The organism is Agrococcus sp. AC640b (genome assembly GCF_979255995.1).
On the sequence record NZ_CEEDMM010000044.1, the window covers coordinates 1 to 25,218 of the forward strand.

25 protein-coding genes, 1 tRNA gene and 1 pseudogene are annotated in these 25,218 nt (G+C 72.0%); 15 read left to right on the forward strand and 12 right to left on the reverse strand.

From position 1 onward, the window contains the following. The 3 genes and pseudogenes from ACZ6H8_RS15135 to ACZ6H8_RS15145 all read right to left on the reverse strand — a co-directional run. Positions 1 to 837 (reverse strand): annotated as a pseudogene (locus ACZ6H8_RS15135) (hypothetical protein); the annotation flags it as partial. A gap of 126 nt (positions 838 to 963) precedes the next feature. Further along, positions 964 to 1,036 (reverse strand) — tRNA-Lys (locus tag ACZ6H8_RS15140). A gap of 179 nt (positions 1,037 to 1,215) precedes the next feature. Beyond that, complete coding sequence (locus tag ACZ6H8_RS15145) at positions 1,216 to 2,940, reverse strand: alpha/beta fold hydrolase (RefSeq protein ID WP_464147755.1); 1,725 nt, start codon at positions 2,938 to 2,940, stop codon at positions 1,216 to 1,218. A 172-nt stretch (positions 2,941 to 3,112) separates the two neighbouring features. On the opposite strand from ACZ6H8_RS15145, the gene ACZ6H8_RS15150 reads away from it, so the two are divergent. The 6 genes from ACZ6H8_RS15150 to pstB all read left to right on the forward strand — a co-directional run bounded on the left by ACZ6H8_RS15150 (position 3,113) and on the right by pstB (position 8,792). After that, positions 3,113 to 3,739 carry a DNA-directed RNA polymerase subunit beta gene (locus ACZ6H8_RS15150; protein ID WP_464147756.1) on the forward strand — a complete coding sequence of 209 codons (627 nt, stop codon included), beginning with the start codon at positions 3,113 to 3,115 and terminating at the stop codon, positions 3,737 to 3,739. A 67-nt stretch (positions 3,740 to 3,806) separates the two neighbouring features. After that, entirely contained in the window at positions 3,807 to 4,376 is a 570-nt protein-coding gene (locus ACZ6H8_RS15155) for a hypothetical protein (protein ID WP_464147757.1), read from the forward strand. 336 nt (positions 4,377 to 4,712) lie between these two features. After that, positions 4,713 to 5,816, forward strand: a complete 1,104-nt coding sequence (locus tag ACZ6H8_RS15160) for a phosphate ABC transporter substrate-binding protein PstS (protein WP_464147758.1) — start codon at positions 4,713 to 4,715, stop codon at positions 5,814 to 5,816. 99 nt (positions 5,817 to 5,915) lie between these two features. Further along, positions 5,916 to 6,902: a phosphate ABC transporter permease subunit PstC gene (gene pstC, locus ACZ6H8_RS15165; RefSeq protein ID WP_464147759.1), complete on the forward strand. Its 987-nt coding sequence runs from the start codon at positions 5,916 to 5,918 to the stop codon at positions 6,900 to 6,902. Then, entirely contained in the window at positions 6,902 to 7,984 is a 1,083-nt protein-coding gene (gene pstA / locus ACZ6H8_RS15170; RefSeq protein ID WP_464147760.1) for a phosphate ABC transporter permease PstA, read from the forward strand. Before pstC ends, pstA begins: the two co-directional genes overlap by 1 nt. 28 nt (positions 7,985 to 8,012) lie before the next feature. Then, positions 8,013 to 8,792, forward strand: a complete 780-nt coding sequence (pstB, locus tag ACZ6H8_RS15175) for a phosphate ABC transporter ATP-binding protein PstB (RefSeq protein WP_464147761.1) — start codon at positions 8,013 to 8,015, stop codon at positions 8,790 to 8,792. 39 nt (positions 8,793 to 8,831) lie between these two features. On the opposite strand, the gene ACZ6H8_RS15180 is transcribed toward pstB, so the two are convergent. From ACZ6H8_RS15180 to ACZ6H8_RS15200, 5 genes are all read right to left on the reverse strand, one after another. Next, complete coding sequence (locus ACZ6H8_RS15180; RefSeq protein WP_464147762.1) at positions 8,832 to 9,422, reverse strand: hypothetical protein; 591 nt, start codon at positions 9,420 to 9,422, stop codon at positions 8,832 to 8,834. Positions 9,423 to 9,527: 105 nt separating this feature from the next. Next, on the reverse strand, positions 9,528 to 10,451 hold the full coding sequence (locus ACZ6H8_RS15185) for an NUDIX hydrolase (RefSeq protein WP_464147763.1): 924 nt from the start codon (positions 10,449 to 10,451) through the stop codon (positions 9,528 to 9,530). Further along, the gene (locus ACZ6H8_RS15190) at positions 10,448 to 12,631 is read right to left on the reverse strand and encodes an RNA degradosome polyphosphate kinase (RefSeq protein WP_464147975.1); all 2,184 of its coding nucleotides are present in this window, start codon (positions 12,629 to 12,631) and stop codon (positions 10,448 to 10,450) included. The genes ACZ6H8_RS15185 and ACZ6H8_RS15190 overlap by 4 nt, the downstream gene beginning before the upstream one ends. Positions 12,632 to 12,745: 114 nt before the next feature. Continuing rightward, positions 12,746 to 13,567 carry a mycothiol synthase gene (gene mshD / locus ACZ6H8_RS15195; protein ID WP_464147764.1) on the reverse strand — a complete coding sequence of 274 codons (822 nt, stop codon included), beginning with the start codon at positions 13,565 to 13,567 and terminating at the stop codon, positions 12,746 to 12,748. Further along, complete coding sequence (locus ACZ6H8_RS15200) at positions 13,560 to 14,207, reverse strand: winged helix-turn-helix domain-containing protein (RefSeq protein WP_464147765.1); 648 nt, start codon at positions 14,205 to 14,207, stop codon at positions 13,560 to 13,562. The genes mshD and ACZ6H8_RS15200 overlap by 8 nt, the downstream gene beginning before the upstream one ends. Positions 14,208 to 14,267: 60 nt before the next feature. Here ACZ6H8_RS15200 and ACZ6H8_RS15205 point away from each other — a divergent pair, with 60 nt between their 5' ends. The 3 genes from ACZ6H8_RS15205 to ygfZ all read left to right on the forward strand — a co-directional run bounded on the left by ACZ6H8_RS15205 (position 14,268) and on the right by ygfZ (position 16,363). After that, positions 14,268 to 14,525 (forward strand): hypothetical protein, encoded by a 258-nt coding sequence (locus tag ACZ6H8_RS15205; protein WP_464147766.1) that lies wholly within the window; start codon positions 14,268 to 14,270, stop codon positions 14,523 to 14,525. Between the two features lie 174 nt (positions 14,526 to 14,699). Beyond that, the gene (locus ACZ6H8_RS15210) at positions 14,700 to 15,320 is read left to right on the forward strand and encodes a heme-binding beta-barrel domain-containing protein (RefSeq protein ID WP_464147768.1); all 621 of its coding nucleotides are present in this window, start codon (positions 14,700 to 14,702) and stop codon (positions 15,318 to 15,320) included. Continuing rightward, complete coding sequence (gene ygfZ, locus ACZ6H8_RS15215; protein ID WP_464147769.1) at positions 15,317 to 16,363, forward strand: CAF17-like 4Fe-4S cluster assembly/insertion protein YgfZ; 1,047 nt, start codon at positions 15,317 to 15,319, stop codon at positions 16,361 to 16,363. The genes ACZ6H8_RS15210 and ygfZ overlap by 4 nt, the downstream gene beginning before the upstream one ends. A 13-nt stretch (positions 16,364 to 16,376) precedes the next feature. Here ygfZ and ACZ6H8_RS15220 read toward each other — a convergent pair whose 3' ends face one another. Together ACZ6H8_RS15220 and ACZ6H8_RS15225 are read right to left on the reverse strand one after the other, a co-directional pair. Beyond that, a complete protein-coding gene (locus ACZ6H8_RS15220; protein ID WP_464147770.1) occupies positions 16,377 to 17,279 on the reverse strand; it encodes a DMT family transporter in 903 nt (300 codons plus the stop codon). Between the two features lie 96 nt (positions 17,280 to 17,375). Beyond that, positions 17,376 to 18,212, reverse strand: a complete 837-nt coding sequence (locus tag ACZ6H8_RS15225) for a class I SAM-dependent methyltransferase (RefSeq protein ID WP_464147771.1) — start codon at positions 18,210 to 18,212, stop codon at positions 17,376 to 17,378. 41 nt (positions 18,213 to 18,253) lie between these two features. On the opposite strand from ACZ6H8_RS15225, the gene ACZ6H8_RS15230 reads away from it, so the two are divergent. Both ACZ6H8_RS15230 and ACZ6H8_RS15235 read left to right on the forward strand, forming a co-directional pair. Then, complete coding sequence (locus ACZ6H8_RS15230) at positions 18,254 to 19,090, forward strand: DUF3626 domain-containing protein (RefSeq protein WP_464147772.1); 837 nt, start codon at positions 18,254 to 18,256, stop codon at positions 19,088 to 19,090. After that, positions 19,087 to 19,833, forward strand: coding sequence for a phosphoglyceromutase (locus ACZ6H8_RS15235; protein ID WP_464147773.1), 747 nt, complete (start codon positions 19,087 to 19,089; stop codon positions 19,831 to 19,833). The genes ACZ6H8_RS15230 and ACZ6H8_RS15235 overlap by 4 nt, the downstream gene beginning before the upstream one ends. A gap of 76 nt (positions 19,834 to 19,909) precedes the next feature. Here the strand turns inward: ACZ6H8_RS15235 and phoU are convergent, their stop codons facing one another. Further along, positions 19,910 to 20,578 (reverse strand): phosphate signaling complex protein PhoU, encoded by a 669-nt coding sequence (phoU, locus tag ACZ6H8_RS15240; protein WP_464147774.1) that lies wholly within the window; start codon positions 20,576 to 20,578, stop codon positions 19,910 to 19,912. A 133-nt stretch (positions 20,579 to 20,711) separates the two neighbouring features. Here phoU and ACZ6H8_RS15245 point away from each other — a divergent pair, with 133 nt between their 5' ends. Beyond that, complete coding sequence (locus ACZ6H8_RS15245) at positions 20,712 to 21,857, forward strand: sensor histidine kinase (protein ID WP_464147775.1); 1,146 nt, start codon at positions 20,712 to 20,714, stop codon at positions 21,855 to 21,857. Continuing rightward, a complete protein-coding gene (locus ACZ6H8_RS15250) occupies positions 21,854 to 22,537 on the forward strand; it encodes a winged helix-turn-helix domain-containing protein (RefSeq protein ID WP_464147776.1) in 684 nt (227 codons plus the stop codon). Before ACZ6H8_RS15245 ends, ACZ6H8_RS15250 begins: the two co-directional genes overlap by 4 nt. On the opposite strand, the gene ACZ6H8_RS15255 is transcribed toward ACZ6H8_RS15250, so the two are convergent. Next, complete coding sequence (locus ACZ6H8_RS15255) at positions 22,519 to 23,097, reverse strand: hypothetical protein (protein ID WP_464147777.1); 579 nt, start codon at positions 23,095 to 23,097, stop codon at positions 22,519 to 22,521. The two genes, ACZ6H8_RS15250 and ACZ6H8_RS15255, sit on opposite strands and share 19 nt — an antisense overlap. Positions 23,098 to 23,251: 154 nt before the next feature. On the opposite strand from ACZ6H8_RS15255, the gene ACZ6H8_RS15260 reads away from it, so the two are divergent. Beyond that, a complete protein-coding gene (locus ACZ6H8_RS15260; RefSeq protein WP_092502670.1) occupies positions 23,252 to 23,734 on the forward strand; it encodes a CarD family transcriptional regulator in 483 nt (160 codons plus the stop codon). Between the two features lie 112 nt (positions 23,735 to 23,846). Beyond that, positions 23,847 to 25,061, forward strand: coding sequence for a 2-C-methyl-D-erythritol 4-phosphate cytidylyltransferase (gene ispD / locus ACZ6H8_RS15265; RefSeq protein ID WP_464147778.1), 1,215 nt, complete (start codon positions 23,847 to 23,849; stop codon positions 25,059 to 25,061). Positions 25,062 to 25,218: the final 157 nt, after the last annotated feature.

Below are 25,218 nucleotides of genomic sequence, written 5' to 3' on the forward strand. Positions count from 1 at the left end.
CTGCTGCGGTGCGTGCGACGGCACGGTGGGAGGGGCGACGCCGTGCGGGCGTCCGAGCCACCGCGTCGTCAGGGCGATGAGCACCCCGGCGAGCACGAGCAGCACGGCGCGCACGGCGGCGATCGCGATCGTCGCTGGCAGCCCCCACGGCAGCAGCACGGTCTCGAGCAGCACGACCCAGACGGCGGCTGCGATGGCGATGGCCGCTGCCGCCCATCGCGCCCCGACGGCGCGCACGCCTGCGACGCCGACGAGCACGAGCAGGCCGACGACGACGATCGTGTCCGACAGCACCAGGCGCAGCGATCCGAGCGTCTCGCTCGCGACGTACGGCGACGCGACGATCAGGGCGCCTGCGATGCCTGCGAGCACGAGCGCCGCCACCCATCCGGCGCCCTCGCGGCGGTCGCCGGCGCGTGCGGCGGCGGTCGAGACGAGGGCGGCGACGACGGCGACGAGCGCGATGCCCATCGCGAGCGCGTCGCCGAGCGTCGCGAGCACGACGAGGCCGGGCCCGCCGGATGCGCCGACGACGACCGCGACGACGACGAGCGCGAGCCCGTGGATCGCGAGCGCTGGGATCGCGACGACGAGCAGCCAGACGATCCGCGTCGCGACCGCACCGAGGGCGAGCACGATGGAGGCGGGCACGGCGCTGGAGATCGCGAGCTGCACGAAGGTGCCGGCGTCGAGGGAGCCGAGCACGAGCCCGAAGGTCGTGAGGCCTTGCGGCACGAGGAGCCACGTGGATGCGACGACCGCGAGGATCGCGAGCCCGAGCACGCCCGTACGCTGCCGTGGCGGTCGGGTCCAGGTGGAGGCCGGGAACGCGGTCATGGGGTGCTCCTCGCGTCGGGGTGCGGGCTCCCACGCTACGCCGCACCGCTGGACGCGGCCTGCGTCGAGCGACGGGCGGCATGGGCGGTCGCCAGGCGCCCGGTGACGCGGCCGAGCCGCGGACGGTGGGCCCCGTGGGGCTCGAACCCACGACCAGCGGATTAAAAGTCCGACGCTCTACCGACTGAGCTAGAGGCCCGTGCCCTCCGATCCTGCCATCCGCTGCGCCTCCCGCTCCGACGTCGATCGGGCAGCACATGCAGATCCGAGGGCCGCTCGGCTGCATGTGCTGCCCGATCAGGCGTCAGAGGCGACCACGCACTCGGCGGGGGTGCACCTCGAGGGGCGGGGATGGGATGGGGAGTGCGGGGCCGCCGATCAGGTGCCCGGCGCGTACGCGTGCGTCGGTGCGTGCAGCGATGCGAGCGGGCTCGCGACGGGCGCGGACGCCGTCTGGAACGGCACGACGTCCTGCGCGCACGTGGCGCCGTCGGTCGCCGCCAGCGTCGTGAGATACGTCGCGATCGCGGCATTCGCGCAGGTGCTCACGCCGATCGTCGCGTGGCCGTAGCCCTCGACAGTCAGCACGCTCGCGTTCGCGAAGCGGTCGGCGTAGGGCTGCGTCTGGTCGTACGGCGTCGCCGGGTCGTGGCGCGTGCCGATCACGAGCACCGGCGCCTGCGTCGTCTGGTCCCACGGACCCATGTACGCGTCGTCGTCGGCGTACTGCACGAACTCGCACTGGATGCCGACCCACGAGCGGAAGCGCCCGAAGTGCGGCGCCTCGGCGTCGGCCGCATCGGCCTGCGCCGGGTAGTCCCACGGCTGCAGCGGATGCTGACCGTCGACGCACATCGACGCGATCGCGCTGCCTGCGCCGGAGTAGTCCTCGATGAGGCCCAGCCTGCGCAGCAGGTCGCCGATCTCGCCGAGCGATCCGGAGCGCTGCTGCTGCATCGCAGCCTGCTGCGGCTCGGTGAGGGCGTGCAGCTGCACGAAGGCGTCCGCGAGCGGTGCGAAGCCCGCAGGCGAGTACATCGACGAGAACGCGGTCGCGACGGCGGCGCCGTAGTCGAGCGTCACCGTGGTGCCGTCGGGCATCGGGATCTCGACCGGCTGCTGCTGCAGGCGGTCGAGCACGGTCTCGACGATCTCGCCGGGGTCGCCGAGCGCCGCGAGCGAGCACGCCTCGGGGCCAGCCTGCGAGCACAGCGCGAGGAACTCGTCGAAGACCTCGCTCGCCGCGACGCCCTGGCCGGTGCGCACGCCGATCGATCCCTCGCCGCCCGACCAGCCCGACGGCTCGAGCGTGCCGTCGATCGCGAGCGCGCGCACGCGATCGGGGAAGAGCATGCCGTAGGTGGCGCCGAGGATGGAGCCGTACGAGTAGCCCAGGTAGCTCAGCTGCTCGTCGCCGACGGCCTGCCGCAGCAGATCCATGTCGCGGGCGACGTTCGCCGTCGAGGCGCCCTCGATGCGCGTGCCCGAGAGGGTCTCGCAGCTCAGCGACGTCGCGGCGGTCATCGCGATCGTGCGCGCCTCCTCCTCCGCGGTGACGGGGACCGAGGGGGCGTCGGCGAAGAACGCCGCCTCGGAGGCCGCGTCGGGGAAGCACGTCACGGGGTCGGACTCGCCGACGCCGCGCGGGTCGAAGCCGATGACGTCGAAGGCGGCGTGCACCTGCGGGTCGAGGAACGCGCCCAGCTGGTGCAGGGTCGAGACGCCGGGGCCGCCGGGGCCGCCGAAGTTCACGAAGAGGCTGCCGATGCGCTGCTCGGGATCGGTGGCAGGCAGCCGGGTGAGCGCGATGGTCGTCGTCGCGCCTGCCGGCTCGTCGTAGTCGCTCGGCACCTGCGCCGATGCGCACTCGAACGCCTCGAGGCCCGCGCCGTCGCATGCGGCCCAGGCGAGCTCCGGCACGGGAGCGACGACCTGCGGTGCGCTCGCCGCCTCCTGCTGGCTCGCGCTCGCGGCCTGCTGGCCGCCGCTCTCCGCCGTCGGCGACGCGGTGGCGATGGCCGGCGACGCGACGACGAGCATCGCGGCCGCGGCGATCGCCGTCGTGATCCTGATGGGTGGTCCCAGGTGTCTGCTGCTTCGCATGCCCTCCTTCCTATCGACGCTCGCACGGCTGCCGAATCCCCCGAACGGTGGATGCGGGGGACATCCCGTGGGTGGAGGGGCGCCTCCGCTCGATGCGAACACGCGAGGTCCCGGTGGTGGCGATCGGTAGCCTGGATGCCGACATCCGACCATCGCGGCGGCAGGGGAGCGCATGGCAGAGCACGCACGTCCCGCGCGGTACGCGTCGGGCTGGTTCGAGCGGTTCGTGGGCGACGTCGACCCCGTCGCCCGAGTCCAGCTCGCCCACGAGACGGCTGCAGCGCTCGTCGCCCGCGTCCGCTCGGACGCGGACCCCGAGGTCGTGGAGCGGCTGCTCGCGCTCGCGCAGACCGACGGCATCGACTCGGTCGCCGAGCTCTGGGCCGACGCGAGGCCGCACACGCTGCCCGGCGCCCTGTGGCGCCTGCACCTGCTGCGCGCGATGGTCGAGCAGCAGCCCGTCGCCGTCGCCGCGCACTTCGCGTCGGGCGTCGAGCGACTCGACACGGCCGACCCGGTCGTCGCGGGTGCTGCGACGCCGACGGGTCCGGAGGAGATCGCGGCGCTCGCCGACGAGATCCTGCGCGGCGCGTTCGCAGGCGACCTGGCGCTCGCGCTCGACCGGGCGGCGGCCTTCAGCCGCGTCGGCGCCGCCGGGGTGCTCGTCGAGGCCGACACGCGCGATGCGTACGACGCGGATGCCGCGACGCGGCTCACCGCCAGGGCGTCGCGGCTCGCGACCCTCGCGGACGACCTCGCCGCCTCCGCAGCGCTGCAGCGGCGCGACGCGCTGCACTGAGGCCAGGCGCGTCCCAGACGTCATCCAGCGGCACCGGGCTACGCTGCTCGCAACCGAGGAGGTCCCGATGACGTCAGCCGTCACCCGCATGCGCAGGATCGCCATCGCGATCGGCGCCTCGCTCATGCTCGCCGGCTGCGTCATGCAGCCGCCGCAGGGCGGCCCGACGCAGTCCGACCCCGCCACGAACGAGCCTGCGACGTCCGACCCGGCGTCGACCGACTCGCCTGCGGAGGGGTCGTACCGCTACACGACCGACACCACGGGCGCCGATGCCTGGTCGTTCGAGCCGACGGGCGTGCAGGTCATCGAGGCCGACAGCTACGGCAACACCGCGCGCGAGGGCTCGCGACTGGTGATCCTCACCCTCGACGGCGAGATGCTGCAGGGCGACGAGCCCGACTTCTACTTCCAGTTCCGCGTCGCGGCGTACGACGACGAGACGGGCGACTACTGGGGTCTGTCGAGCGGCGGCTCCTTCCTCGCGGAGCGCGACCTGTTCACCCTCGGCAAGGAGCCCTCGTTCGAGGGCGCCGAGGCGATCTTCGAGCTGCCGAACGACTACCCGATCACCGACTGGTACTTCCTGCACCACTCCACCGGCGAGCAGTGGTTCATCGTCGTGCCCGAGGTCTGACACGCCCGACCCTTCGCCGCACGCGAACGGACTCGAACCCGGAACGCGGGTTCGCTACAGTGGTCGACGCCGGGCCGCGAACCCCGGGCTCCAATATTCGCCGCTTCGAGCGGCCTTCCGCCGTGAGGCGTTCCGCGGCCCGGCATCATCGTCTCCGCACCTGAGCGTGCGCTGAGGCGCGGCGGAGGATGCGCGAGACGTTCCGTGCGCGTTCACCTCCCGTTCACCCGCGTCGCCTGAGCGGGCCATGCCGGTTCCCTACCGTGATCGAGGCGCAGGACTGCGCCACCGCATGCGGGAATCCCCCCGCTGCCCCATTCCGAAAGGGATCACAGCGTGAAGATCACGAAGCTCGGCCGCGTGGCGATCGTCGCCGCCGCAGGCAGCATCCTCCTCGCCTCCTGCGCCTCGAACGAGGGCGGCTCCGGCTCGTCCGCAGAGCCCGCCGAGGGCGCCGTCGCAGGCACGATCGAGGCAACGGGCGCATCGTCGCAGACGGCAGCTCAGGAGGCGTGGGTCGCCGCGTTCCTCGACGCCAACCCCGACGCCGACGTCATCTACGAGCCCACCGGCTCGGGCGTCGGCCGCGACAACTTCCTCGCCGGTGCGTCGAACTTCGTCGGCTCCGACCGCGCGTTCGACGCCGACGAGCTCGCCGAGGGCGGCTTCGGCGCGTGCGTCTCGGACGACATCGTCGAGATCCCCGTCTACATCTCGCCCGTCGCCGTCGTGTTCAACATCGACGGCGTCGACGAGCTGAACCTCGACGCAGCGACGATCGCAGGCCTCTTCGCAGGCACGATCACGAACTGGAACGACCCGGCGATCGCCGAGCAGAACCCCGACGCGACCCTGCCCGACCTCGCGGTCTCGCCGGTCCACCGCTCCGACGCCTCCGGCACGCAGGAGACCTTCACCGCGTACCTCGAGGCCACGGCGGCCGACGTGTGGACGTACGAGGCGTCCGACGAGTGGCCCATCCAGGGCGGCGAGGCAGCCCAGGGCACCTCTGGCGTCATCGACCGCGTCGGTGGCGGCCAGGGCACGATCGGCTTCGCCGACGCGTCGCAGGCAGGCGACCTCGGCACGGTCGCGGTCGAGGTCGGCGACGAGTACGTGCCGTTCTCGCCCGAGGCGGCTGCCGAGCTCGTCGCAGGCGCGACGCAGGAGGAGGGCCGCGGCGACGCCGACCTCGTCTTCGACGTCGACCCCGCTGCCGCACCCGCCGGCTCCTACCCGATCGCGCTCGTGTCGTACCTCATCGGCTGCACCGAGTACGAGGACCCCGAGGTCGCCGCGACCGTCCAGGCATACTTCTCGTACGTCGTCTCCGCCGAGGGCCAGGACGCCGCAGCCGAGAACGCCGGCTCGGCACCGATCTCGGACGACCTGCGCACGCAGGTCGAGGCAGCGATCGACCTCATCCAGGTCGAGGGCTGATCCTCTGATCGACTCGGGGCTGGTGACCGGGATGCACGGCATCCTGGTCACCAGCCCCACACGACTGCCACCCCACTCGACTCGAAGGGCCGACGCGGCATGACGACCAGCTCCACGGCGCAGCAGCAGCAGCAGGAGCCTGCGCCGCCGCCGAAGGCGACGACGCAGGCGAAGCCCGCCGTGCGTCGACTCGGCGACACGATCTTCTCGGGTACCGCGCTGGGCGCGGGCATCATCATCCTGCTCGTCCTGGCAGCCGTCGCGATCTTCCTCATCGCGCAGAGCATCCCGGGCATCTCCAACGACGACAACTCGATCCTGCGCGATCGCACGTTCCTCGAGTACGTCGTGCCGCTCGCGTTCGGCACCGTGTGGGCGTCGCTCATCGCGCTCGTCATCGCCGCCCCGATCGCGATCGGCATCGCGCTGTTCATCTCGCACTACGCGCCGCGCCGCTTCGCCGCGGTGCTCGGCTACGTCATCGACCTGCTCGCTGCCGTGCCCTCGGTCGTGTTCGGCCTCTGGGGCGCGCTGACGCTCGCCGGGTTCGTGCAGCCGTTCTACGCGTGGCTCAGCGACAACTTCGGATGGTTCCCGCTGTTCAGCGGCCAGGCCTCGGCGACCGGCAACACGATCATGACCGCCTCGCTCGTGCTGTCGGTCATGATCCTGCCGATCATGACGGCCATCTGCCGCGAGGTCTTCCTGCAGGCGCCGCGCCTGCACGAGGAGGCGGCGCTCGCGCTCGGCGCGACCCGCTGGGAGATGATCCGCATGGCCGTGCTGCCCTTCGCGCGCGGCGGCATGGTCTCCGCCGCGATGCTCGCCCTCGGTCGCGCGCTCGGCGAGACGATGGCGGTGACGATGGTGCTGTCGGCCTCCGGCGTCATCTCGTTCGAGCTGCTGACGTCGACGAACCCCACGCCGATCCCCGCGAACATCGCGCTCGCATTCCCCGAGGCGCACGGCAACGGCGTGAACACGCTCATCGCCACAGGCCTCGTGCTGTTCGTCGTCACGTTCCTCGTGAACGCCATCGCCCGCGCGATCGTCAACCGTCGCGCCGAGTTCTCCGGAGCGAACTGATGAGCGCCGTCGTCGCCCGCGAGCAGGCGAGCTCGCTCTCCGCCGGCCGCCTGCCCACGTGGAGCACGTGGGTCACCCTCGTCGCAGCGATGGTCGTCTCGGCGATCGTGTTCGTGCTCATCAACATGGGCTCGGAGGCGTCGGACTTCAACGTCGCAGGCATGCTCGTCGTCGGCGCGCTGCTCTACATCGTGACGATCTACGTGCTGTCGCGGCTCAGCGAGAGCCCGCGCCACGCGATCGACCGCTTCGTGACCGCGCTCGTCACGAGCGCCTTCATCATCGCGATCATCCCGCTCGTCTCGCTCCTCTACACCGTGGTGTCGTCGGGGATCGAGCGATTCGACCTCGAGTACTTCTCGTCGTCGATGCGCGGCATCGTCGGCACCGGCGGCGGCGCGATCCACGCCATCTGGGGCACGATCCTCATCACGCTCGCCGCGACGATCATCTCGGTGCCCATCGGCCTCATGACGTCGATCTACCTCGTCGAGTACGGCGGGCGCGGCCGCATCGCCCAGGCGATCACGTTCTTCGTCGACGTCATGACCGGCATCCCCTCGATCGTCGCCGGCCTGTTCATCTTCGCCGTGTTCTCGATCTTCCTCGGCCCCGGCGCCTCCATCGGCATCATGGGTGCGCTGTCGCTCGCGGTGCTCATGATCCCCGTCGTCGTGCGCTCGAGCGAGGAGCTGCTGCGCATCGTGCCCAACGAGCTGCGCGAGGCGTCGTACGCGCTCGGCGTGCCCAAGTGGCGCACGATCGTGAAGGTCGTGCTGCCCACGACGATCGCGGGCATCATGACGGGCATCATGCTGTCGATCTCGCGCGTCATCGGCGAGACGGCCCCGCTGCTGCTCACGGCCGGCTTCACGACGAGCCTCAACATGAACCTGTTCGACGGTCGCATGATGACGCTGCCGGTGTTCGTCTACAACCAGTACCAGAACCAGGGCACGAACCCCGACGAGGCCGTGGCACGCGCATGGGCGGGTGCCTTGACGCTCATCCTCATCGTGATGGTGCTGAATCTCGCCGCACGTCTCATCGCCAAGATCTTCGCCCCCAAGCTGCGCGGCTGAGCCCGCGCCGAACCAGGAGAGCACTTCCGTGTCCAAGCGCATCGAGGTCGAGGACCTCAACGTCTACTACGGCGACTTCCTTGCGGTCGAGGGCGTGTCGCTCGAGATCGCACCCCGTTCGGTCACCGCGTTCATCGGTCCCTCCGGCTGCGGCAAGTCGACCTTCCTCCGCACGCTCAACCGCATGCACGAGGTCATCGCGGGCGCCCGCGTCGAGGGCAGCGTGCTGCTCGACGGCGAGGACCTGTACGGCCAGGGTGTCGACCCCGTGCTCGTGCGTCGCCAGATCGGCATGGTCTTCCAGCGTCCGAACCCGTTCCCCACGATGTCGATCCGCGAGAACGTGCTCGCAGGCGTGCTGCTGAACAACACCCGCATGTCGAGGTCCGACCAGGACGGCCTCGTCGAGCAGAGCCTCCGCGGCGCGAACCTGTGGAACGAGGTCAAGGATCGCCTGAACCTGCCCGGCTCCGGCCTCTCGGGTGGTCAGCAGCAGCGCCTGTGCATCGCACGCGCCATCGCGGTGTCGCCCGACGTCGTCCTCATGGACGAGCCCTGCTCGGCGCTCGACCCCATCTCGACGCTCGCGATCGAGGACCTCATCGAGGAGCTCAAGCAGGAGTACACGATCGTCATCGTCACCCACAACATGCAGCAGGCTGCGCGCGTGAGCGACAAGACGGCGTTCTTCAACATCGCGGGGACCGGCAAGCCCGGCAGGCTCATCGAGTACGACGAGACGACGCAGATCTTCTCGAACCCGTCGGTGCAGGCCACGGAGGACTACGTCTCGGGCCGCTTCGGGTAGACCCGTCGCATCGGCGCTGCGAGCCCGGCGTGCAGAGCCTCAGCGCTCGAGCACGGCGGGCTCGCCGCCGTTCGGCACGAGCGCGATCGTCGCGAAGTCGACGTCGGCAGGCACCACGAAGATCGGGCACACCCGTTCGTACGGCTCGCCGAGCGGGTTGCCAGACGCCTCGTAGACGTCGAGCGAGCCGTCGGCCGTCTCGTAGTCGAAGCCCGTGAGGTCGTCGAATCGCGGCCCGCTCGTGCCGTCCCACACCTCGATGCGGACGGCGTCGGACATCCAGGCGCCTGCGTCGCCGTCGACCTGCGTCGCCGACACGCACACCCAGCCCACCTGGCTGCCGTCGGCGGGAGCCTCGGCGACGGACGCGCCGTCGAACATCTCGAGGTCGTCGAGGGCGACGGGGCCGGCCTCGAGCAGCTCGATGCGCCAGGTCGCGTCGGCGGTCGTGACGGTCGCGAGAGCGCCATCGACCTCGACCGTCGGCTCGGTGGCGACCGGCATGCGAGGCGTCTCGGCGACGGGGTCGTCGAGACGGCCGTCGCTCGTCGACGTCGGGGGGACTCCCGTGCACGCGGTGAGCAGCAGCGCGGAGGCAGCGAGGAACGTGGTCGCGCGTGCGAGTCGCATGCGTGCATCACCCCCTGGCCTCATGCCAGACGGTACCGAGTCAACCTTCGCGGAACCCGAGCGGCAGGTGCACGTGGTGCCGCGCGGGGCCGTCGCGATCGTCGCTCAGTGCGGTGCGCCGTGCGTCTCGACGGCGACGATGCGGCCGTCGGGTCCTCCGACGTGCAGCACGGTGAAGTCGGCGGTGTGCAGCATCGAGCCTCTGTGCAGCGCGGGGCTGTCCGGCGAGCCCGTCGCCGTCGCCACGGCGTCGACGATCGCGGGGATCACGGGCAGGTGGCTGCACAGCACCGTCGCGCGGCGATGCCGCACGGCCTTCTCGACGCGGCGCAGCAGTCGGTCGCCGCGGCTCGCGTACGTGTCCTGCGCGAGCGCCCGCGACGTGCGAGGTGCGACGCCGAGGACCTCGGCGAGCGGCTCGACGGTCTGCTGGCAGCGCGTGGCGGTGGAGGCGAGGATGCGCTCCACCCCGTAGGCGGCGAGCGCCGGCGCGATCTCGCGAGCCTGCCGCTGGCCGCGGGAGGTGAGGGTGCGTGCCGCGTCCGGACCGTCCCACGCGTACGGGTCGGCTGCCTTCGCATGCCGCAGCGCGACGATCGCGAACGTGTCGGCCTCGTCGGCTGCGATGCGCGCTGCGAGCGTGCGCACGAGCACGGCGTCGTGCTCGTACGTGCAGCGCTCGATGGCCTCGTCGAGCGGCAGCCAGTGCAGCGCCATGATCTCGTCGTTCGGCGCGAACGGCCGCTCGGGCTCGTCGCCGCGCAGCTCGGACTGCCAGTAGTAGACGACCTTGTCCTGCCCCGTCGGCAGCCGGTACTCGCTCGTGCCCAGCGGCGCCTGCAGCGTCGCGCGGTAGCCGGTCTCCTCCTCGAGCTCGCGCACCGCGCAGCCGGGCAGCGCCTCGCCGGGGTCGAGCTTGCCCTTCGGCAGCGACAGGTCGCGGTGCTTCGTGCGCTCGACGAGCAGCACCTCGACGCCGCCCGCAGCACGTCGCCAGAGGCCGACGCCCGCGGCGAGCTGCGGCGTCACCTGCGACGCCTCCGCTGGATCTCGATCATGCGCTCGCGCTGCAGGTCGAGCAGCGGCTTGCCAGCGTCGTCGAACGCGTGCCTGGTCCACGTGCCGTCGGGCTCGGCCCACCACGACGACGTCGCATCCGACATCGCGCGATCGAAGTGCGCCGAGATGTCGTCCATGTGCTCGGTCGACGTCAGGCGGATGAGCGTCTCGACGCGACGGTCGAGGTTGCGGTGCATCATGTCGGCCGAGCCGATCCAGATCTCCTCGTCGCCGTCGTTCAGGAAGCAGAACACACGCGAGTGCTCGAGGTAGCGGCCCAGCACGGAGCGCACTGTGATGTGCTCGGACAGGCCGGGCACGCCCGCCTTGATCGACGAGATGCCGCGCACCCACACCTGCACCTGCACGCCTGCGCGGCTCGCACGGTACAGCGCGTCGATGATCTGCTCGTCGACGATGGAGTTCGCCTTGATGCGGATGCGCGCCGGGCGACCGGCGAGCGCGTTGCGCGTCTCGCGGCGGATGCGCTTCAGCAGTCCCTTGCGCAGATGCAGCGGCGCGACGAGCAGTCGCTTGAACTTGCGCTCGATCGCGAAGCCGGAGAGCTGGTTGAAGAGCCGCGTGATCTCGAGGCCCACCTGGTCGTTGTCGGTGAACAGGCCGAAGTCCTCGTAGATGCGCGACGTCTTCGGGTTGTAGTTGCCGGTGCCGACGTGGCAGTAGTGGCGCAGCCGGCCGCGCTCGCGACGCACGACGACGAGCAGCTTGCAGTGGGTCTTGAGCCCGACGAGGCCGTAGACCACGTGGACGCCTGCTCGCTCGAGCGTGCGCGCCCACTGGATGTTGTTCGTCTCGTCGAAGCGCGCCTTCACCTCGACGAGCGCGAGCACCTGCTTGCCCTTCGCCGCGGCGCGGATGAGGGCTGCGACGATGGGCGAGTCGCCGCTCGTGCGGTAGAGCGTCTGCTTGATCGCGAGCACGTCGGGGTCGTCGGCGGCCTGCTCGAGCATGGCCTGCACGCTCGTCGCGAACGACTCGTACGGGTGGTGCACGAGCACGTCCTTGCGCGTGATGGCGTCGAAGATCGACTCCTGCTCGTCGGCGTCCGTCGGGCGCAGCGGTGCCGCCGTCACGGGCACGCGCTTCGTGTAGCGCAGCTCGGGCCGCTCGAGGCCCGAGATCTGGAACAGGCCGGTGAGGTCGAGCATCCCAGGCAGGGTGTAGACCTCCTGCTCGGTGATGCCGAGCTCTCGCACGAGCAGGTCGAGCGAGTCGGCGTCGACGTCCTCCGACACCTCGAGGCGGATGGGCGGGCCGAACTTGCGGCGCGACAGCTCCTTCTCGAGCGCCTGGATGAGGTTCTCCGTCTCGTCCTCATCGATCGTGACGTCCTCGTTGCGCGTGACGCGGAAGACGTCGCAGTCGACGACGCGCATGCCGGGGAACAGCTCGTCGAGGTTGTTGGCGATGAGCTCCTCGAGCGGGATGAAGCGAGACCCAGGGCCCTCGACGGCGACGAGGCGCGACAGCACCGGCGGCACCTTGAGGCGCGCGAACTCCTCGGAGTCGGTGAGCGGGTTGAACACGCGCACCGCGAGGTTGAGCGAGAGGCCGGAGATGTACGGGAACGGGTGCGCCGGGTCGACCGCGAGCGGCATGAGCACGGGGAACACGTCGTCGTGGAATCGCGTGCGCAGCACCTGCTGCTCGTCGGCGTCGAGCTCGCCCCAGCGCACGACGCGGATGCCGGCGGTCTCGAGCGCGGGTCGCACGGAGTGGATCCAGCAGTCCGCGTGCCGCAGCTGCAGCGCGTGGGCGCGCTCGACGATCTGGTTGAAGATGTCGACGGGGGAGACGCCCGCGTTCGTCGGCACCGCGAGCCCCGTGACGATGCGGCGCTTGAGCCCTGCGACGCGCACCATGAAGAACTCGTCCATGTTCGACGCGAAGATCGCGAGGAAGTTGGCGCGCTCGAGCAGCGGCACCGTCTCGTCCTCCGCGAGCTCGAGCACGCGCTGGTTGAACGCGAGCCACGACAGCTCGCGGTCGAGGAAGCGATGCGCGGGGAGGCCGTCCTCGGTCTCGCCGCCGTGCAGCTCGAGGTCGTACTCCTCGTCGTCGTCGAAGTCGTCGAGGTCGGCCTCGGTCGCCTGCACGAAGCTCGCACCCTCCGCGAGCTCGGGCGCCATCGTCACGGTCGGCATCGACGTCGTGGGCGTGGGCTCGGACTGCTCTTCCATGCCGTCCATCCTGGCACCGGCAGGTGAACGGAGGGTGCTGTGCGACGTGGACGCGCCGTGCGGTCAGCCCGCGTGGCGCCAGCGCACGTCGCGCGCGTGGTCGACGAAGCCGCGCGAGCGGTAGAGGCCGAGCGCGGGCTCGTTGTCGCCCTCGACGTAGAGGTGCGCCGTGCCGTGTCCGAGCGCGCGCATGCGGGCGAAGGTCGCCCGCAGCAGCACGCCGCCGAGGCCCGTGCCCTGCGCGTGCGGCGCGACGCCGAGCGCGTAGAGCTCGGCGACGTCGTCCTCCGGCTTCACCCACGCGTAGCCGTCGAGCCCGTCGGCGCCGGGCGCGACGAGCAGGTTCGCGTCGTCGTGCCACGGCTCGGCGCGGCGGTCGGCGAGGTCGCGAGCGGTGAGCCTGCCCTGCTCGGGGTGCCCTGCGAAGGCCGCGGCGTTGACGGCGACCCACGCGTCGGCGTCAGCGTCGACGAACGGTCGCAGGCGCGCGTCGACGGCGGCGTCGTCCGGCACCGGCGCACGCAGCTGCAGCAGCGTGCGGATGCGCTGCATGCCCAGTCGGGCGGCGAGCGCACGGGATGCGGGCAGGTCGCCGTGCGCCCACGCCTCGAAGCCGGGGTGCTCGGCGGCGATCCGGGCGCCCAGGCGCGCGCCGAGCCCGCGCCCGCGGTGCTCGGGGTCGACGGCGAGCTCGACCTCGGCGGCGGCGTCGCCCGCCTGCGCCCCGGTCGCGACGACGGCGACCGCCGTGCCTGCGCCGTCGAGGTCGACGATCGTCCGCTCGCCCCGGCGCGCCTCGAGCATGGCCTGGTCGTTCACGGGGCTCACGCCGTCGGCGGCGATGCAGCGCTCGACGAGCGCTGCGAGCGCTGCGACGTCAGTCATGCGCGATCTCGAACCGGTAGCCCACGTTGCGCACGGTGCCGATCGCCGACTCGAGGTCGCCGAGCTTGGCGCGCAGTCGCCGCACGTGCACGTCGACGGTGCGGGTGCCGCCGAAGTAGTCGTAGCCCCACACCTCGCTCAGCAGCTGCTCGCGCGTGAACACGCGCACGGGATGCGAGGCCAGGAACCGCAGCAGCTCGAACTCCTTGTAGGTGAGGTCGAGCGGCTTGCCGTTGATGGATGCCTGGTAGTTGGCCTCGTCGATGCGCAGGCCAGCCGCGACGATCGGCTGATCGCGCGGCGCGGTGCGTGCGAGCGACAGGCGGATGCGCGCGTCGACCTCCGCAGGGCCTGCGCCGTCGAGCACGACGTCGGCGATGCCCCAGTCGAGCTGCACGGCCGCGAGACCCCCCTCGCCGAGCACGAGCAGCACGGGCGCCTTCAGCGTCTGGTCGACGATGCGGCACAGGGTCTTCGCGGCGGCGAGCTCGACGACGCCGTCGACGACGACGAGCTCTGCCTCGTGGGCCTGCGTCAGCGATCCCGTCTCGGCAGGCAGGCGCACCACCCGGTGATCGAGCAGGTCGAGGCTCGGAAGCACGTCGCCGCTGCGCCGGGTGAGGATCAGCACTTGTGCCACGCGGCTCCCTCCCGCCGGACAGTCTAGGGTGGCCTGAGAGCGGCCACGGACGGGGGAGCGATGCGCTGGCACAGCATCTGGCCCATCTGGGCGCTCGCCGCTGCCGGCGCCGTCGTCGTCGCAGCGCTCGTGCCCGTCGACCGCACCGTGTGGCTGCCGATCGTGCTCGGCACGTGCGTCATCGCCGCCTTCGCGGTGCAGCTCGGCTTCCCGAACCAGAAGGGCCTCGTCGATCGGCTCTTCGCCTCCGTCGGGGGTGCCGTGCTCGTGCTCGCCGCAGCGACGGTCGTGTTCAAGGCGCTCGCGATCGCCGCATGACGAGCGTCGATCGGGCGTCCTCGCAGGCTCGCTGCGCGTAGACTGCCGCCATGGACATCCCCGTCGTCGCGCTCGAGATCTTCTTCCTCGGCCTGCTGGGCCTCGCGTCCCTCGCGATCGCCGGCCTGTCGTTCGTCGTCCTGCGCAACCTGTTCCGCGGGCAGCGCTAGCGACGTGCTCGACATCGACCCGACGCTCCCGGCGGAGCTCGGCCCCCTCCAGTGGCTCGTCGGCGACTGGGAGGGCACGGGTCACGTGCAGTTCTCCGTCGGCGACGACGACGTGCGCGAGCACGCGTTCGGCCAGCGCGTGACGTTCGCGCATCACGGCCTGCCGTTCCTGGCCTACTCGGCGTACGCGTGGCTGCTCGACGACGAGCTCGCCCCCCTCGCCGCCGAGTCGGGCTACTGGTCGCTCGCTCGCGTCGCCGACGAGCGCGACAACGGGCCAGGCATGCTGCCGCCGACGGCGCCGCCGCGGACGGTCGACGACGTCGAGGCGCTGCGCTCGGCAGACGGCGGCTTCGAGATCGAGGCGCTCATCGCGCATCCCACGGGCGTCGCGGAGCTCTACCTCGGCCGCATCGACGGCCCCCGCGTCGACCTCGCGACCGATGCCGTCATGCGGTCGCCGAGCGCGAAGGCGCATACGGCATCCACGCGCATGCTGGGGCTCGTCGAGGGTGACCTGCTGTGGGCGTGGGATCTCGCCGCGCTCGGCCAGCCGCTCGCGACGCACGCGTCGGCACGGCTCTCGCGCGTGCGAGGCATCGAGGCTCCCGAGGGCGACGCGTGACGACCGCCGCCTTCTTCGACGCACCCGGTGCCGTCCTCGGCGACGCCGGCGTGCCCATGCACCTCGGCAATCCGATCGCGGAGGGGCGAGCGCTCGACGCAGGCGCCTGGGTGCTGCTGCCGCGCGACGTGCTGCGTCTCACGGGCGCCGACCGGCTCACGTGGCTCGACTCCATCACGACGCAGGCGATCGCGCAGCTGCCGCCCGGCGTCTCGACCGAGACGCTCGTGCTCTCGCCGGAGGGCCGCGTCGAGCACGCCATGCGCCTCGTCGACGACGGCGAGTCGCTGTGGGCGATCGTCGACGCCGGCCGCGCGGAGGCGCTCGAGGCGTGGCTCACGCGCATGCGGTTCTGGGCGAAGGTCGAGATCGATCGCCTCGACGCGCCCGTGATCGGCTGGACCGGTGCCACCGCGCCCGACGGCGTGACGTGGGACGACCCGTGGCCCGCCGTGGCGGAGGGCGGCGTGCGCTACGGCGACGCCGAGGGCCTCGGGCCGTGGGCGTGGCACGAGACGATCGCGACCGGAGCCGTCGCCGCGCCGCCTGCGATCGCGGGCACCCTCGCACTCGACGCGCGACGCATCGCGGCAGGCAGGCCGACGATCGCCGACGTCGACGACCGCACGATCCCCCACGAGCTCGACTGGCTCGCCACGGCCGTGCACCTCGCGAAGGGCTGCTATCGCGGGCAGGAGACGGTCGCGAAGGTGCACAACCTCGGAGCGCCTCCGCGCAGGCTCACGCTGCTGCACCTCGACGGCAGCGACGCCGTGCTGCCGCAGCCGGGCGACGAGGTCGTGCACGGCGAGCAGCAGGCGGGGCACGTGACGCTCGCAGCGCACCACCACGAGCTGGGGCCCGTCGCGCTCGCGATCCTCAAGCGCTCCGTGCCGACCGACGTCGACCTCGTCGTGCGCGCGGGCGACGACGACGTGGCGGTGGCGGCCGCGCAGCAGGTGCTCGTGCCGCCCACCGCGGGGCACGCGAACCGCCCGCCGCGGCTGCCGCGCATCGGCGCCGTGCGCCGCCCGACCGCCTGACGGCTCCGGCCCGTCAGGCTCGGCGAGGCGCCGCCCGGGCGCGCACGGCGACGGCGGCGCACGCGATCACCACGGTGCCGCCGACGATCGTCTGCACCGTGATGGTCTCGCCGAGCACGAGGGCCGCCCACGCGATCGACAACGACGGCTGCACGAGCTGCAGCTGGCTCACGCGCGCCATCGGCCCGATGGCGAGCCCGCGGTACCAGGCGACGAATCCCAGCAGCATGCTCACGACCGACAGGTAGGCGAAGGCGAGCCACGCGGGCGGGCCTGCGACGGCGGGCGCGACGAGCACCGAGGAGGCTGCGAGCACCGCCATGACGGGGCTCGCGAGCACGAGCGCCCACGCGATCGTCTGCCACGCGCCCAGCTCGCGCGCGAGCACGCCGCCCTCCGCGTACCCGATCGCCGCGGCGACGACCGCGAGCAGCAGCAGCACGTCGGCACCGTGCAGCGCCGTCGAGCCGCCATCGGCGACGAGCGCGGTCGCGACGGCGGCGACGCAGCCGGCGGCGGAGGCGATCCAGAAGCGCGTGCTCGGCCGCTCGTGCGCTCGCACCGCGGCGACGACGGCCGTCGCGGCGGGGAGCAGCGCGATGACGACGGCGCCGTGGCTCGCTGGCGTCGTCGTGAGCGCGTACGACGTGAGCAGCGGGAAGCCGGCGACGACGCCGGCGGCGACGACGCCGAGCCGCAGCCACTGCCGGCGTGCGGGGAACGGCTGGCGCCTCCACGCGAGCGCGGCGCCTGCGAGCACCGCGGCCACCACGGCGCGGCCCGTGCCGACGAGCAGCGGATCGAGGTCGACGACGGCGACGCGCGTGGCGATGACGGTGAACGAGAAGGCGAGCACGCCTGCGAGTCCCCACGCGACGCCGGCGAGCGGCGTGCCCGTGGTCGGTCGCGTCTCCATGCGCTCGAGGCTCGCGCACGCGCGGTGCACGTGGCACGGGCCAGGGGCGCGCTCGTGGATCGCGCGGGCCAGCGAGCCGCGCGTGGCTCGGTGCGCTCAGCGGGGCGCGACGGCCGGCCAGGGCAGCGTGAGCTCGCCGAGCCGCGCCCTGCGGAGCGCGGCGCGGTCGATCGGCCACCCCTCGCCCGCCAGCGCGCCCACCGCGGCGACCCACCGCTGCTCGGCTCCGAACGCTCCCACGTGCGCGGCGCGCTCCCATGCGCGGTCGAGCGCGACGAGCAGCTCGTGGATCCGCTCCCCGGGCACGTTGCGATGGATGAGCGCCTTCGGCAGGCGCTCGGCGAGCACGCTCGGCGCGGGCATGGCATCCGTGCCGAGCGATCCCAGCCGCAGCGCGAGCGTCAGCGTGCGCGGACCGGAGGCGTCGAGCGTCACCCAGGTCGCGACGCGCCCCACCTCGTTCGACGTGCCCTCCACGAGCGCCCCGCCGGGTGCGAGCCGCCCCAGCAGCCGTGCCCAGATGCCTGCGACCTCATGCTCGTCGTACTGCCGCAGCACGTTCATGGCCCGGATGACGTGGGGTGCGCGTGCCGTTGGCACTTCGAACCCGCCGAGCGCGAACGACACCAGCACCTCGTCGGCGAGCGCGCGCCCGTGCCGCTGGGGGCCCGCGGCGAGCGCGGCGGCGAGCTCGCGCGTCGCGATGGCGACGCGCTCGGGATCGATCTCGAGGCCGACGACCTCGACGCCGGGCGTGCGGCGCGCGAGGCGCTCGTGCAGCTCGAGCGACGTCGTCGCGCTCGCCCCGTATCCGAGATCGACCACGAGCGCGCCCGGCACGCGCGCAGCAGGCAGCTCGGCGATCCATCGGTCGACGCGGCGGAGGCGGTTCACGCCCGTCGTGCCGCGCGTGATGCGACCGATCGGAGCCATGCGTCCATCGTGGCAGCAGCGGACGCCGCTAGCCTCGCGCCATGGACCGCTGGGCCGCCGCCGCGATCGCGCACGTGCGCGCGACGTCCCGAGGTGGTCCGGCGCCGCGGCACCTCGAGGTCGACGTGCACCTGCATCCCGACCGCATGCTCCACGGTCGCACCGTCCTCGCGGCGCTCGCGGCCGACGGCGTCTACCGGTCGCAGTGGGAGACGGGCACGTCGAACGGGGGCCTCACGGCCGTGCCGGGCGGCGACCGCGAACGGTGGGAGCGGCGCATGTTCGGCGGCGCGTACGACGACGCGCCAGCCAGCGCGCGGCCTCGGTACGGGGCGCTGAACTGGCGCCGGCGTCCGATCGGCGGCGCCGTCCGCTTCGGCTCCTCGCGGCTCGTGCTCGCGGCGTCTGCTCGGGCCCGCGTCACGTACTGCTTCCCCGACAGCGTGCTCGAGCCCGACACGTTCGCGACCGACGACCGCTTCGCGCTGCTGCCGCTCGCAGCGGCCGCGGCGTTCGACCCGCTCGACGACTACGTCGAGGCGCACGTGCACGGCGGGCTCGACGTGCGCCGCGACGTCGACCGCGTCGTGCTCGACCCGTCGTTCCGGGGCACCGAGGTCGAGGACGCGGCGCGCGCGCTGCCCGTGCCGCTCGCATGGCATCCCGGGCTCGTGCTGCGCGTCGAGCGGCTTCGACAGGTGAGCGACTACCGGGGCGAGGAGGTCGTCGACCTCGGCGAACGGGTCGCGGAGGGCGGGGTGCTGGACGCCCGCATCGTCGGCCTCGCCGCGGCGTCCGGCGCGCACGACCCGCAGCGCGTGAAGCAGCTCTGGCACTGCGTGGCACGGCATGGCGCGCCGGTAGGCTGGAAGGCATGAGCGAGCACACGCTGATCCTGCTGCGCCACGGGCAGTCGGACTGGAACGAGAAGAACCTGTTCACCGGCTGGGTCGACGTGGCCCTCACCGACCAGGGCAGGCAGGAGGCCGCTCGCGGCGGCGAGCTGCTCAAGGAGGAGGGCATCCTGCCCGACGTCGTCCACACCTCCCTGCTGAACCGCGCGATCCAGACCGCGAACCTCGCGCTCGACGCCGCGGAGCGCTCCTGGATCCCCGTGCACCGCTCCTGGCGCCTCAACGAGCGCCACTACGGCGACCTGCAGGGCAAGGACAAGGCGCAGACGCTCGAGGAGTACGGCGAGGAGCAGTTCATGCTGTGGCGTCGCTCGTTCGACGTGCCGCCGCCGGCGATCTCCGACGACAACGCCTACTCGCAGGTCGGCGACCCCCGCTACGACGACATCGACGGCGACGTGCCCGCCACCGAGTGCCTCAAGGACGTCATCGACCGATTCCTGCCCTACTGGGAGGGGCCGATCAGCGACGACATCCGCGCGGGTCGCACCGTGCTCATCGCCGCGCACGGCAACTCGCTGCGGGCGCTCGTGAAGCATCTCGAGGGCATCTCCGACGACGACATCGCGAGCCTCAACATCCCCACCGGCATCCCGCTCGTCTACCGCCTCGACGCCGACCTGCAGGCGACGGGCCCCGGCGAGTACCTCGACCCCGAGGCCGCCGCAGCGGGCGCCGCCGCCGTCGCGAGCCAGGGCAAGGGCTGAGCGAGCCCACGCACCGCGGAGACGACGAGACCCCCGGCCGATCGGCCGGGGGTCTCGTCGTGCGCACGGTGCCGCGTCAGTCGCTGATGACCTCGTGCAGCTCGGCCTGCCAGTCGCCCGTGGCGAGGTAGGCCATCTTCTTGCCGATGCCGACCGCGTGGTCGGCGAAGCGCTCGTGGTAGCGGCTCGCGAGCGTCGCGTCGACGGTCGCGTGCGCGGCGCCCTCCCACTCGGAGCCGAGCACCTGCTCGAACACCGACTTGTGCAGCGCGTCGACCTTCACGTCCGAGCCTGCGATCTGCCCGGCGATCGACACGTCCTGCGTGCGCAGCAGCTCGACGAGCTGGTTCGCGATGTCGACGTCGGCGGCGCCCATCTGCGCGAACGTCGGTGCGAGCGACTCCGGTACCACGTTCGCAGGGAAGCGGTACCGCGTCAGCATCGCGATGTGCCTGGCGAGGTCGCCCATGCGCTCGAGCGATGCCGAGATCCGCAGCGCCGAGATGACGATGCGCAGGTCGCGCGCCACCGGCCCCTGCCGCGCGATGATGTCGATCACGAGCTCGTCGAGCGCGTTCGCCTTGTCGTCGATCTCGAGGTCGGAGGCGATCACCTGCTCCGCGAGCTGCACGTTCGAGTCTCCGAACGCCTCCGTCGCACGCGTGATCGACGTCGCCACGTCCTGGGCGATCTCGACCAGACGATCCTGGACCTCGGCCATCTCCTGCTTGAAGACCTCGCGCATGACACTCCTCACGTTCGCCCGCCTGGGCATACCGGTCGAGCATCGCAGACGGAGGTGAACACCGCGTGCCCCCTTGCTGAACGGCAGGCGAACCGGCAGGGGTGCTCGACGCTGCGACGGTATCGTGAGCGGCGTGGATGCGACCTGGATCGTGCTGCTCGCGCTCGCGTTCGGGTTCGGGCTCGGTGCGTTCGTCGTGCACCTCGGTGGGATCGCCGCGAGCCGCGGTCGGCGAGCGATGGCGCTCGCGAACGAGAGCATCCCCGACGGCATCGCCGACGTCGTCGGTGCCCTCGAGTCCGCCGGCGTCGTGCTCGACGCGTCGAACACGGTGCTGCGCGCGTCTCCCGCGGCCATCGCACTCGGGCTCGTCGCCGATCGCGACCTCGCGAACCCGGAGCTGCTCGAGCTCGTGCAGGACGCACGCGCATCCGGGCTGGGGGAGGAGCGCCTCGTCGAGCTGCGCAGGAGCCGCTTCGAGAACAGCCAGGTGCGCACCCTCTCCGCCCGCGCGGCTCCCATCGGTGCCCGCTTCATCCTGCTGCTCGCCGAGGACCGCACCGAGGAGCTGCGCCTCGAGGGCGTTCGCCGCGACTTCGTGGCGAACGTCAGCCACGAGCTGAAGACGCCCATCGGCGCCGTCACGCTGCTCGCCGACGCCATCGACGCCGCCGCGGACGAGCCCGAGCGCGTGCACGCGTTCGCGCAACGTCTCGCGGTCGAGGCCGCGAGGCTCGGCGCGTTGACGCAGGAGCTCATCGACCTCTCGCGCGTGCAGGACGACGACCCGCTCGACGACCCCGAGCGCATCCAGATCGAGCGCGTCGTCGACCGCGCCGTCGATGCCGTGCGCGTCGCCGCCGAGGCCAGGCGCATCCGCATCTCGAGCCGCGTCGTCGACGACGCCGTCGTGCTCGGCGACGAGTCGATGCTCGTCATGGCGCTGCAGAACCTCGTCGCGAACGCCGTGCAGTACTCGCCGGAGGGCTCGCACGTGGGCGTCGGCGCCCGCGTGGCGGGCGACCTCGTCGAGCTGAGCGTCACCGACAAGGGCGTCGGCATCGGTGCGGAGGATGCCACGCGCGTCTTCGAGCGCTTCTACCGCGTCGACCCCGCCCGCTCCCGCGTCACGGGCGGCACGGGGCTCGGACTGTCCATCACGAAGCACATCGCCGTCAGCCACGGCGGCGAGGTGCAGCTCTGGTCGAGGCTCGGCCAGGGATCCACGTTCACGCTGCGCCTCCCCGTCGCGCAGCCCGAGGCTCGAGGAGCCGCATGACCCGCATCCTGCTCGTCGAGGACGAGATCGCCCTCGCGGAGCCGCTCGCGTACCTGCTCGGTCGCGAGGGCTACGAGGTGCATCACGAGCTCGACGGCCTCGCCGCCGTCGACGCGTTCGACGCCGATGGCGCCGACCTCGTGCTGCTCGACCTCATGCTGCCCGGCATGGCGGGCACCGAGGTCTGCCGCACGATCCGCAGCCGCTCGAGCGTGCCGATCATCATGCTCACGGCGAAGGACTCCGAGGTCGACGTGGTCGTCGGGCTCGAGCTGGGCGCCGACGACTACGTGACGAAGCCGTACTCGTCGCGCGAGCTGCTCGCGCGCATCCGCGCCGTGCTGCGTCGCCGCGTCGAGGCGGAGGGCTCCGACGACGACGCGATCGTCGAGGCGGGTCGTGTGCGACTCGACAGCGACCGCCACACCGTGAGCGTCGCCGGGCAGTCGGTGTCGATGCCGCTGAAGGAGTTCGAGCTGCTCGAGTACCTCATGCGCAACGCCGGCCGCGTGCTCACGCGCGGCCAGCTCATCGACCGCGTGTGGGGCAGCGACTACTTCGGCGACACGAAGACGCTCGACGTGCACGTGAAGCGGCTGCGCTCGAAGATCGAGGCCGACCCGTCCGACCCGCAGCAGCTGCTGACGGTGCGCGGGCTCGGCTACCGCTTCGAGGGGTAGGTCGAGTCGGCATGTCGTCCGCGCACCCGTCGCGCGCACGACTCGCTGGGCTCGAGCGTCTCGATGACGGTCGGCTGCGGGTCGGCCTCGTCCTCGGTGGGCTCCGGCGCGACAGGGCCGTAGCTCGCCCAGTTGACGTTGCTCGTGGAGAACACGGGCACGGGGACCGAGGCGCGGTCGGCGGCGTCGGCTGCGAAGACGACGTCCTCGAGCCCGCCGACGACGATGGGGCTCGCGAAGACGAGCTGCTGCTCGGGGAAGCCGTAGGCGGTGACGCCCTCGTCGAGCTCGATCGACTGCGTCTCCTCGCCGACCGTCACGTCGATCGTCGTCGCAGGCCCGTCGTTGACGAACGTGACGGCGAGGCTCGACAGGTCGTCGTCGGCCTCGTCGTCGACGACGAGCACCGCGTTGCGGATCTCGACGGCGCCCGATGCGCCGGACACCCCGTCGGCAGGGTCGTACTGGAACTGGGTCGCCTGCGGCGTGATGAAGTTGCAGCCGGCGAGCGTCGCCGTCGCGACGACGGCCACCGCTGCGGCGGCGAGACGGGACTTCACGGGTGCTGCTCCTTCGGGTCCGCGCACGGTGAGACTGCTGACGAGTCTAGCGGCGCGCAGCCGCATGTCGGGTCCGTCCTCGCCGAGGAGGCGGCGATGATGCCAGTGGCGGCTGCTAGAATCAAGAGTCTGTGCAATCGAGGAGCCCAATCCTATGAACTTCGAGGTCGGCGAGACCGTCGTCTACCCGCACCATGGTGCGGCCACCATCACCGAGGTGAAGAAGCGGAAGGTGAAGGGTGAGGAGAAGGTCTACCTCAAGCTCAACGTGACGCAGGGAGACCTCACCATCGAGGTCCCTGCGGACAACGTCGGGCTCGTCGGAGTCCGTGACGTCATCGGCAAGGAGGGCCTCGACAAGGTCTTCGAGGTCCTGAAGGCGCCCTTCACCGAGGAGCCGACGAACTGGAGCCGCCGCTACAAGGCGAACCTCGAGAAGCTCGCCTCCGGCGACGTCATCAAGGTCAGCGAGGTCGTGCGCGACCTGTGGCGCCGCGACCAGGACCGCGGCCTGTCCGCCGGCGAGAAGCGCATGCTCGCGAAGGCGCGCCAGATCCTCGTCTCCGAGCTCGCGCTCGCGGAGAAGACCGACGAGGAGGCTGCGAGCAACGTCCTCGACGAGGTGCTCGCGAGCTGAGCCGGCCACCGCCGGGGGTGCCCGCGCCCGATGGACGCGCGCATCCAACCATGCGACACCGCGCCCGCACGCATCCGCGTGCGGGCGCGTGCTGCACCGTAGGGTCGATCTCGTGACCGACCCGTCGACCGAGCCCGCCCCGACCGTCGCGGTCATCCTGCTCGCGGCCGGCGAGGGGCTGCGCCTCGGCAAGGGCGAGCCGAAGGCGTTCGTGCATCTCGCCGGGCGTCCGATCCTCGCGCACGCGCTCGAGTCGCTCGCCGGCATGCGCCTGCACCCGCAGATCGTGCTCGCCGTGCCGCCGACGCATCAGGCGATCGCACGCGAGCTCATGCGCGGCGTGCCCGGCCTCGACGCGGACCGCGCGACGATCGTCGTCGGGGGCGAGTCGCGGCAGGCGTCGGTGCGCATCGCCCTCGAGCACCTGCTGCCGTCGATCGCGACCGTGCTCGTGCACGATGCCGCGCGTCCGATGACGCCAGCGGTGATCTTCGACTCGGTGGCCGCAGAGGTGGAGCGCACCGGCGAGGGCGTCATCACGGGGCTCCCCGTCTCGGACACCGTGAAGCGCCTCGATGCCGACGATCGCGTCGTCGAGACCCTCGATCGCACGCAGCTCACCGCGGTGCAGACGCCGCAGGGCTTCCCGAGGGCGTGGCTCGAGGAGGGGCACGCGCGTGCGACGGGCGACCGCACCGACGACGCAGCGCTCGTGAGCGATGCCGGGCATCCCGTGCGCGTCATCGCAGGCGACCAGCTCGCGTCGAAGATCACGACCGCGTGGGAGCTGCGGCGCACCGAGGAGATGCTGCAGCGCGACCCCGCCTCGAGCATCCGCGTGGGCACGGGCACCGACGTGCACGCCTTCTCGGCCGCCGTGCCGCTGTGGCTCGCGGGCCTGCACTGGCCCGGGGAGCCCGGACTCGCAGGGCACTCGGACGGCGACGTCGTCGCGCACGCGATCTGCGACGCGATGCTGTCGGCCGTTCGCCTCGGCGACGTCGGCGAGGTGTTCGGCACTGCGGATGCGCGCTTCGAGGGCGCGCACGGCGACGTGTTCCTCGAGGAGACGCTGCGGCTCGTGCGCGAGCTCGGCTACGAGCTCGTGAACGTGTCGGTGCAGGTCGTCGGCGAGCGTCCCCGCATCGCGTCTCGCCGCCGGGAGGCGGAGGCGCACCTGTCGGCGGTGCTGGGCGCGTCGGTGAGCGTGGCGGGCACGACCTCGGATGCGCTGGGCTTCACGGGTCGCGGCGAGGGGGTCGCGGCGATCGCGACGGCGCTCGTGCGTGCGGCGTCGTCGGAGCACGTCGGCCCGCACGGCGACTGACCGTCGCCCATCGCGCTCCATGGCGGGGCGGTCACCGCGGCTGCGTCGGCGTGTCGGTCGGATCCGTGTTGTCGTGGGGCGTGTGGCGTGGTAGACATGCGCAGCACGTTCGTGAAGACGCATCATCACGAATGTGCATACACACACAACGACGTGT

What these genes read in the sequence shown, in the direction of transcription:
- pstA (WP_464147760.1), top strand. Translation starts at nt 6,902, where the DNA reads ATGAGCGCCGTCGTCGCCCGCGAGCAGGCGAGCTCGCTCTCCGCCGGC.
- ACZ6H8_RS15230 (WP_464147772.1), top strand. Translation starts at nt 18,254, where the DNA reads ATGGACCGCTGGGCCGCCGCCGCGATCGCGCACGTGCGCGCGACGTCC.
- ACZ6H8_RS15250 (WP_464147776.1), top strand. Translation starts at nt 21,854, where the DNA reads ATGACCCGCATCCTGCTCGTCGAGGACGAGATCGCCCTCGCGGAGCCG.
- pstC (WP_464147759.1), top strand. Translation starts at nt 5,916, where the DNA reads ATGACGACCAGCTCCACGGCGCAGCAGCAGCAGCAGGAGCCTGCGCCG.
- ACZ6H8_RS15150 (WP_464147756.1), top strand. Translation starts at nt 3,113, where the DNA reads ATGGCAGAGCACGCACGTCCCGCGCGGTACGCGTCGGGCTGGTTCGAG.
- ACZ6H8_RS15235 (WP_464147773.1), top strand. Translation starts at nt 19,087, where the DNA reads ATGAGCGAGCACACGCTGATCCTGCTGCGCCACGGGCAGTCGGACTGG.
- mshD (WP_464147764.1), bottom strand. Translation starts at nt 13,567, where the DNA reads ATGACTGACGTCGCAGCGCTCGCAGCGCTCGTCGAGCGCTGCATCGCC.
- ACZ6H8_RS15190 (WP_464147975.1), bottom strand. Translation starts at nt 12,631, where the DNA reads ATGGCGCCCGAGCTCGCGGAGGGTGCGAGCTTCGTGCAGGCGACCGAG.
- ACZ6H8_RS15145 (WP_464147755.1), bottom strand. Translation starts at nt 2,940, where the DNA reads ATGCGAAGCAGCAGACACCTGGGACCACCCATCAGGATCACGACGGCG.
- phoU (WP_464147774.1), bottom strand. Translation starts at nt 20,578, where the DNA reads ATGCGCGAGGTCTTCAAGCAGGAGATGGCCGAGGTCCAGGATCGTCTG.
- ACZ6H8_RS15180 (WP_464147762.1), bottom strand. Translation starts at nt 9,422, where the DNA reads ATGCGACTCGCACGCGCGACCACGTTCCTCGCTGCCTCCGCGCTGCTG.
- ACZ6H8_RS15225 (WP_464147771.1), bottom strand. Translation starts at nt 18,212, where the DNA reads ATGGCTCCGATCGGTCGCATCACGCGCGGCACGACGGGCGTGAACCGC.
- ACZ6H8_RS15260 (WP_092502670.1), top strand. Translation starts at nt 23,252, where the DNA reads ATGAACTTCGAGGTCGGCGAGACCGTCGTCTACCCGCACCATGGTGCG.
- ACZ6H8_RS15155 (WP_464147757.1), top strand. Translation starts at nt 3,807, where the DNA reads ATGACGTCAGCCGTCACCCGCATGCGCAGGATCGCCATCGCGATCGGC.
- ACZ6H8_RS15205 (WP_464147766.1), top strand. Translation starts at nt 14,268, where the DNA reads ATGCGCTGGCACAGCATCTGGCCCATCTGGGCGCTCGCCGCTGCCGGC.
- ACZ6H8_RS15220 (WP_464147770.1), bottom strand. Translation starts at nt 17,279, where the DNA reads ATGGAGACGCGACCGACCACGGGCACGCCGCTCGCCGGCGTCGCGTGG.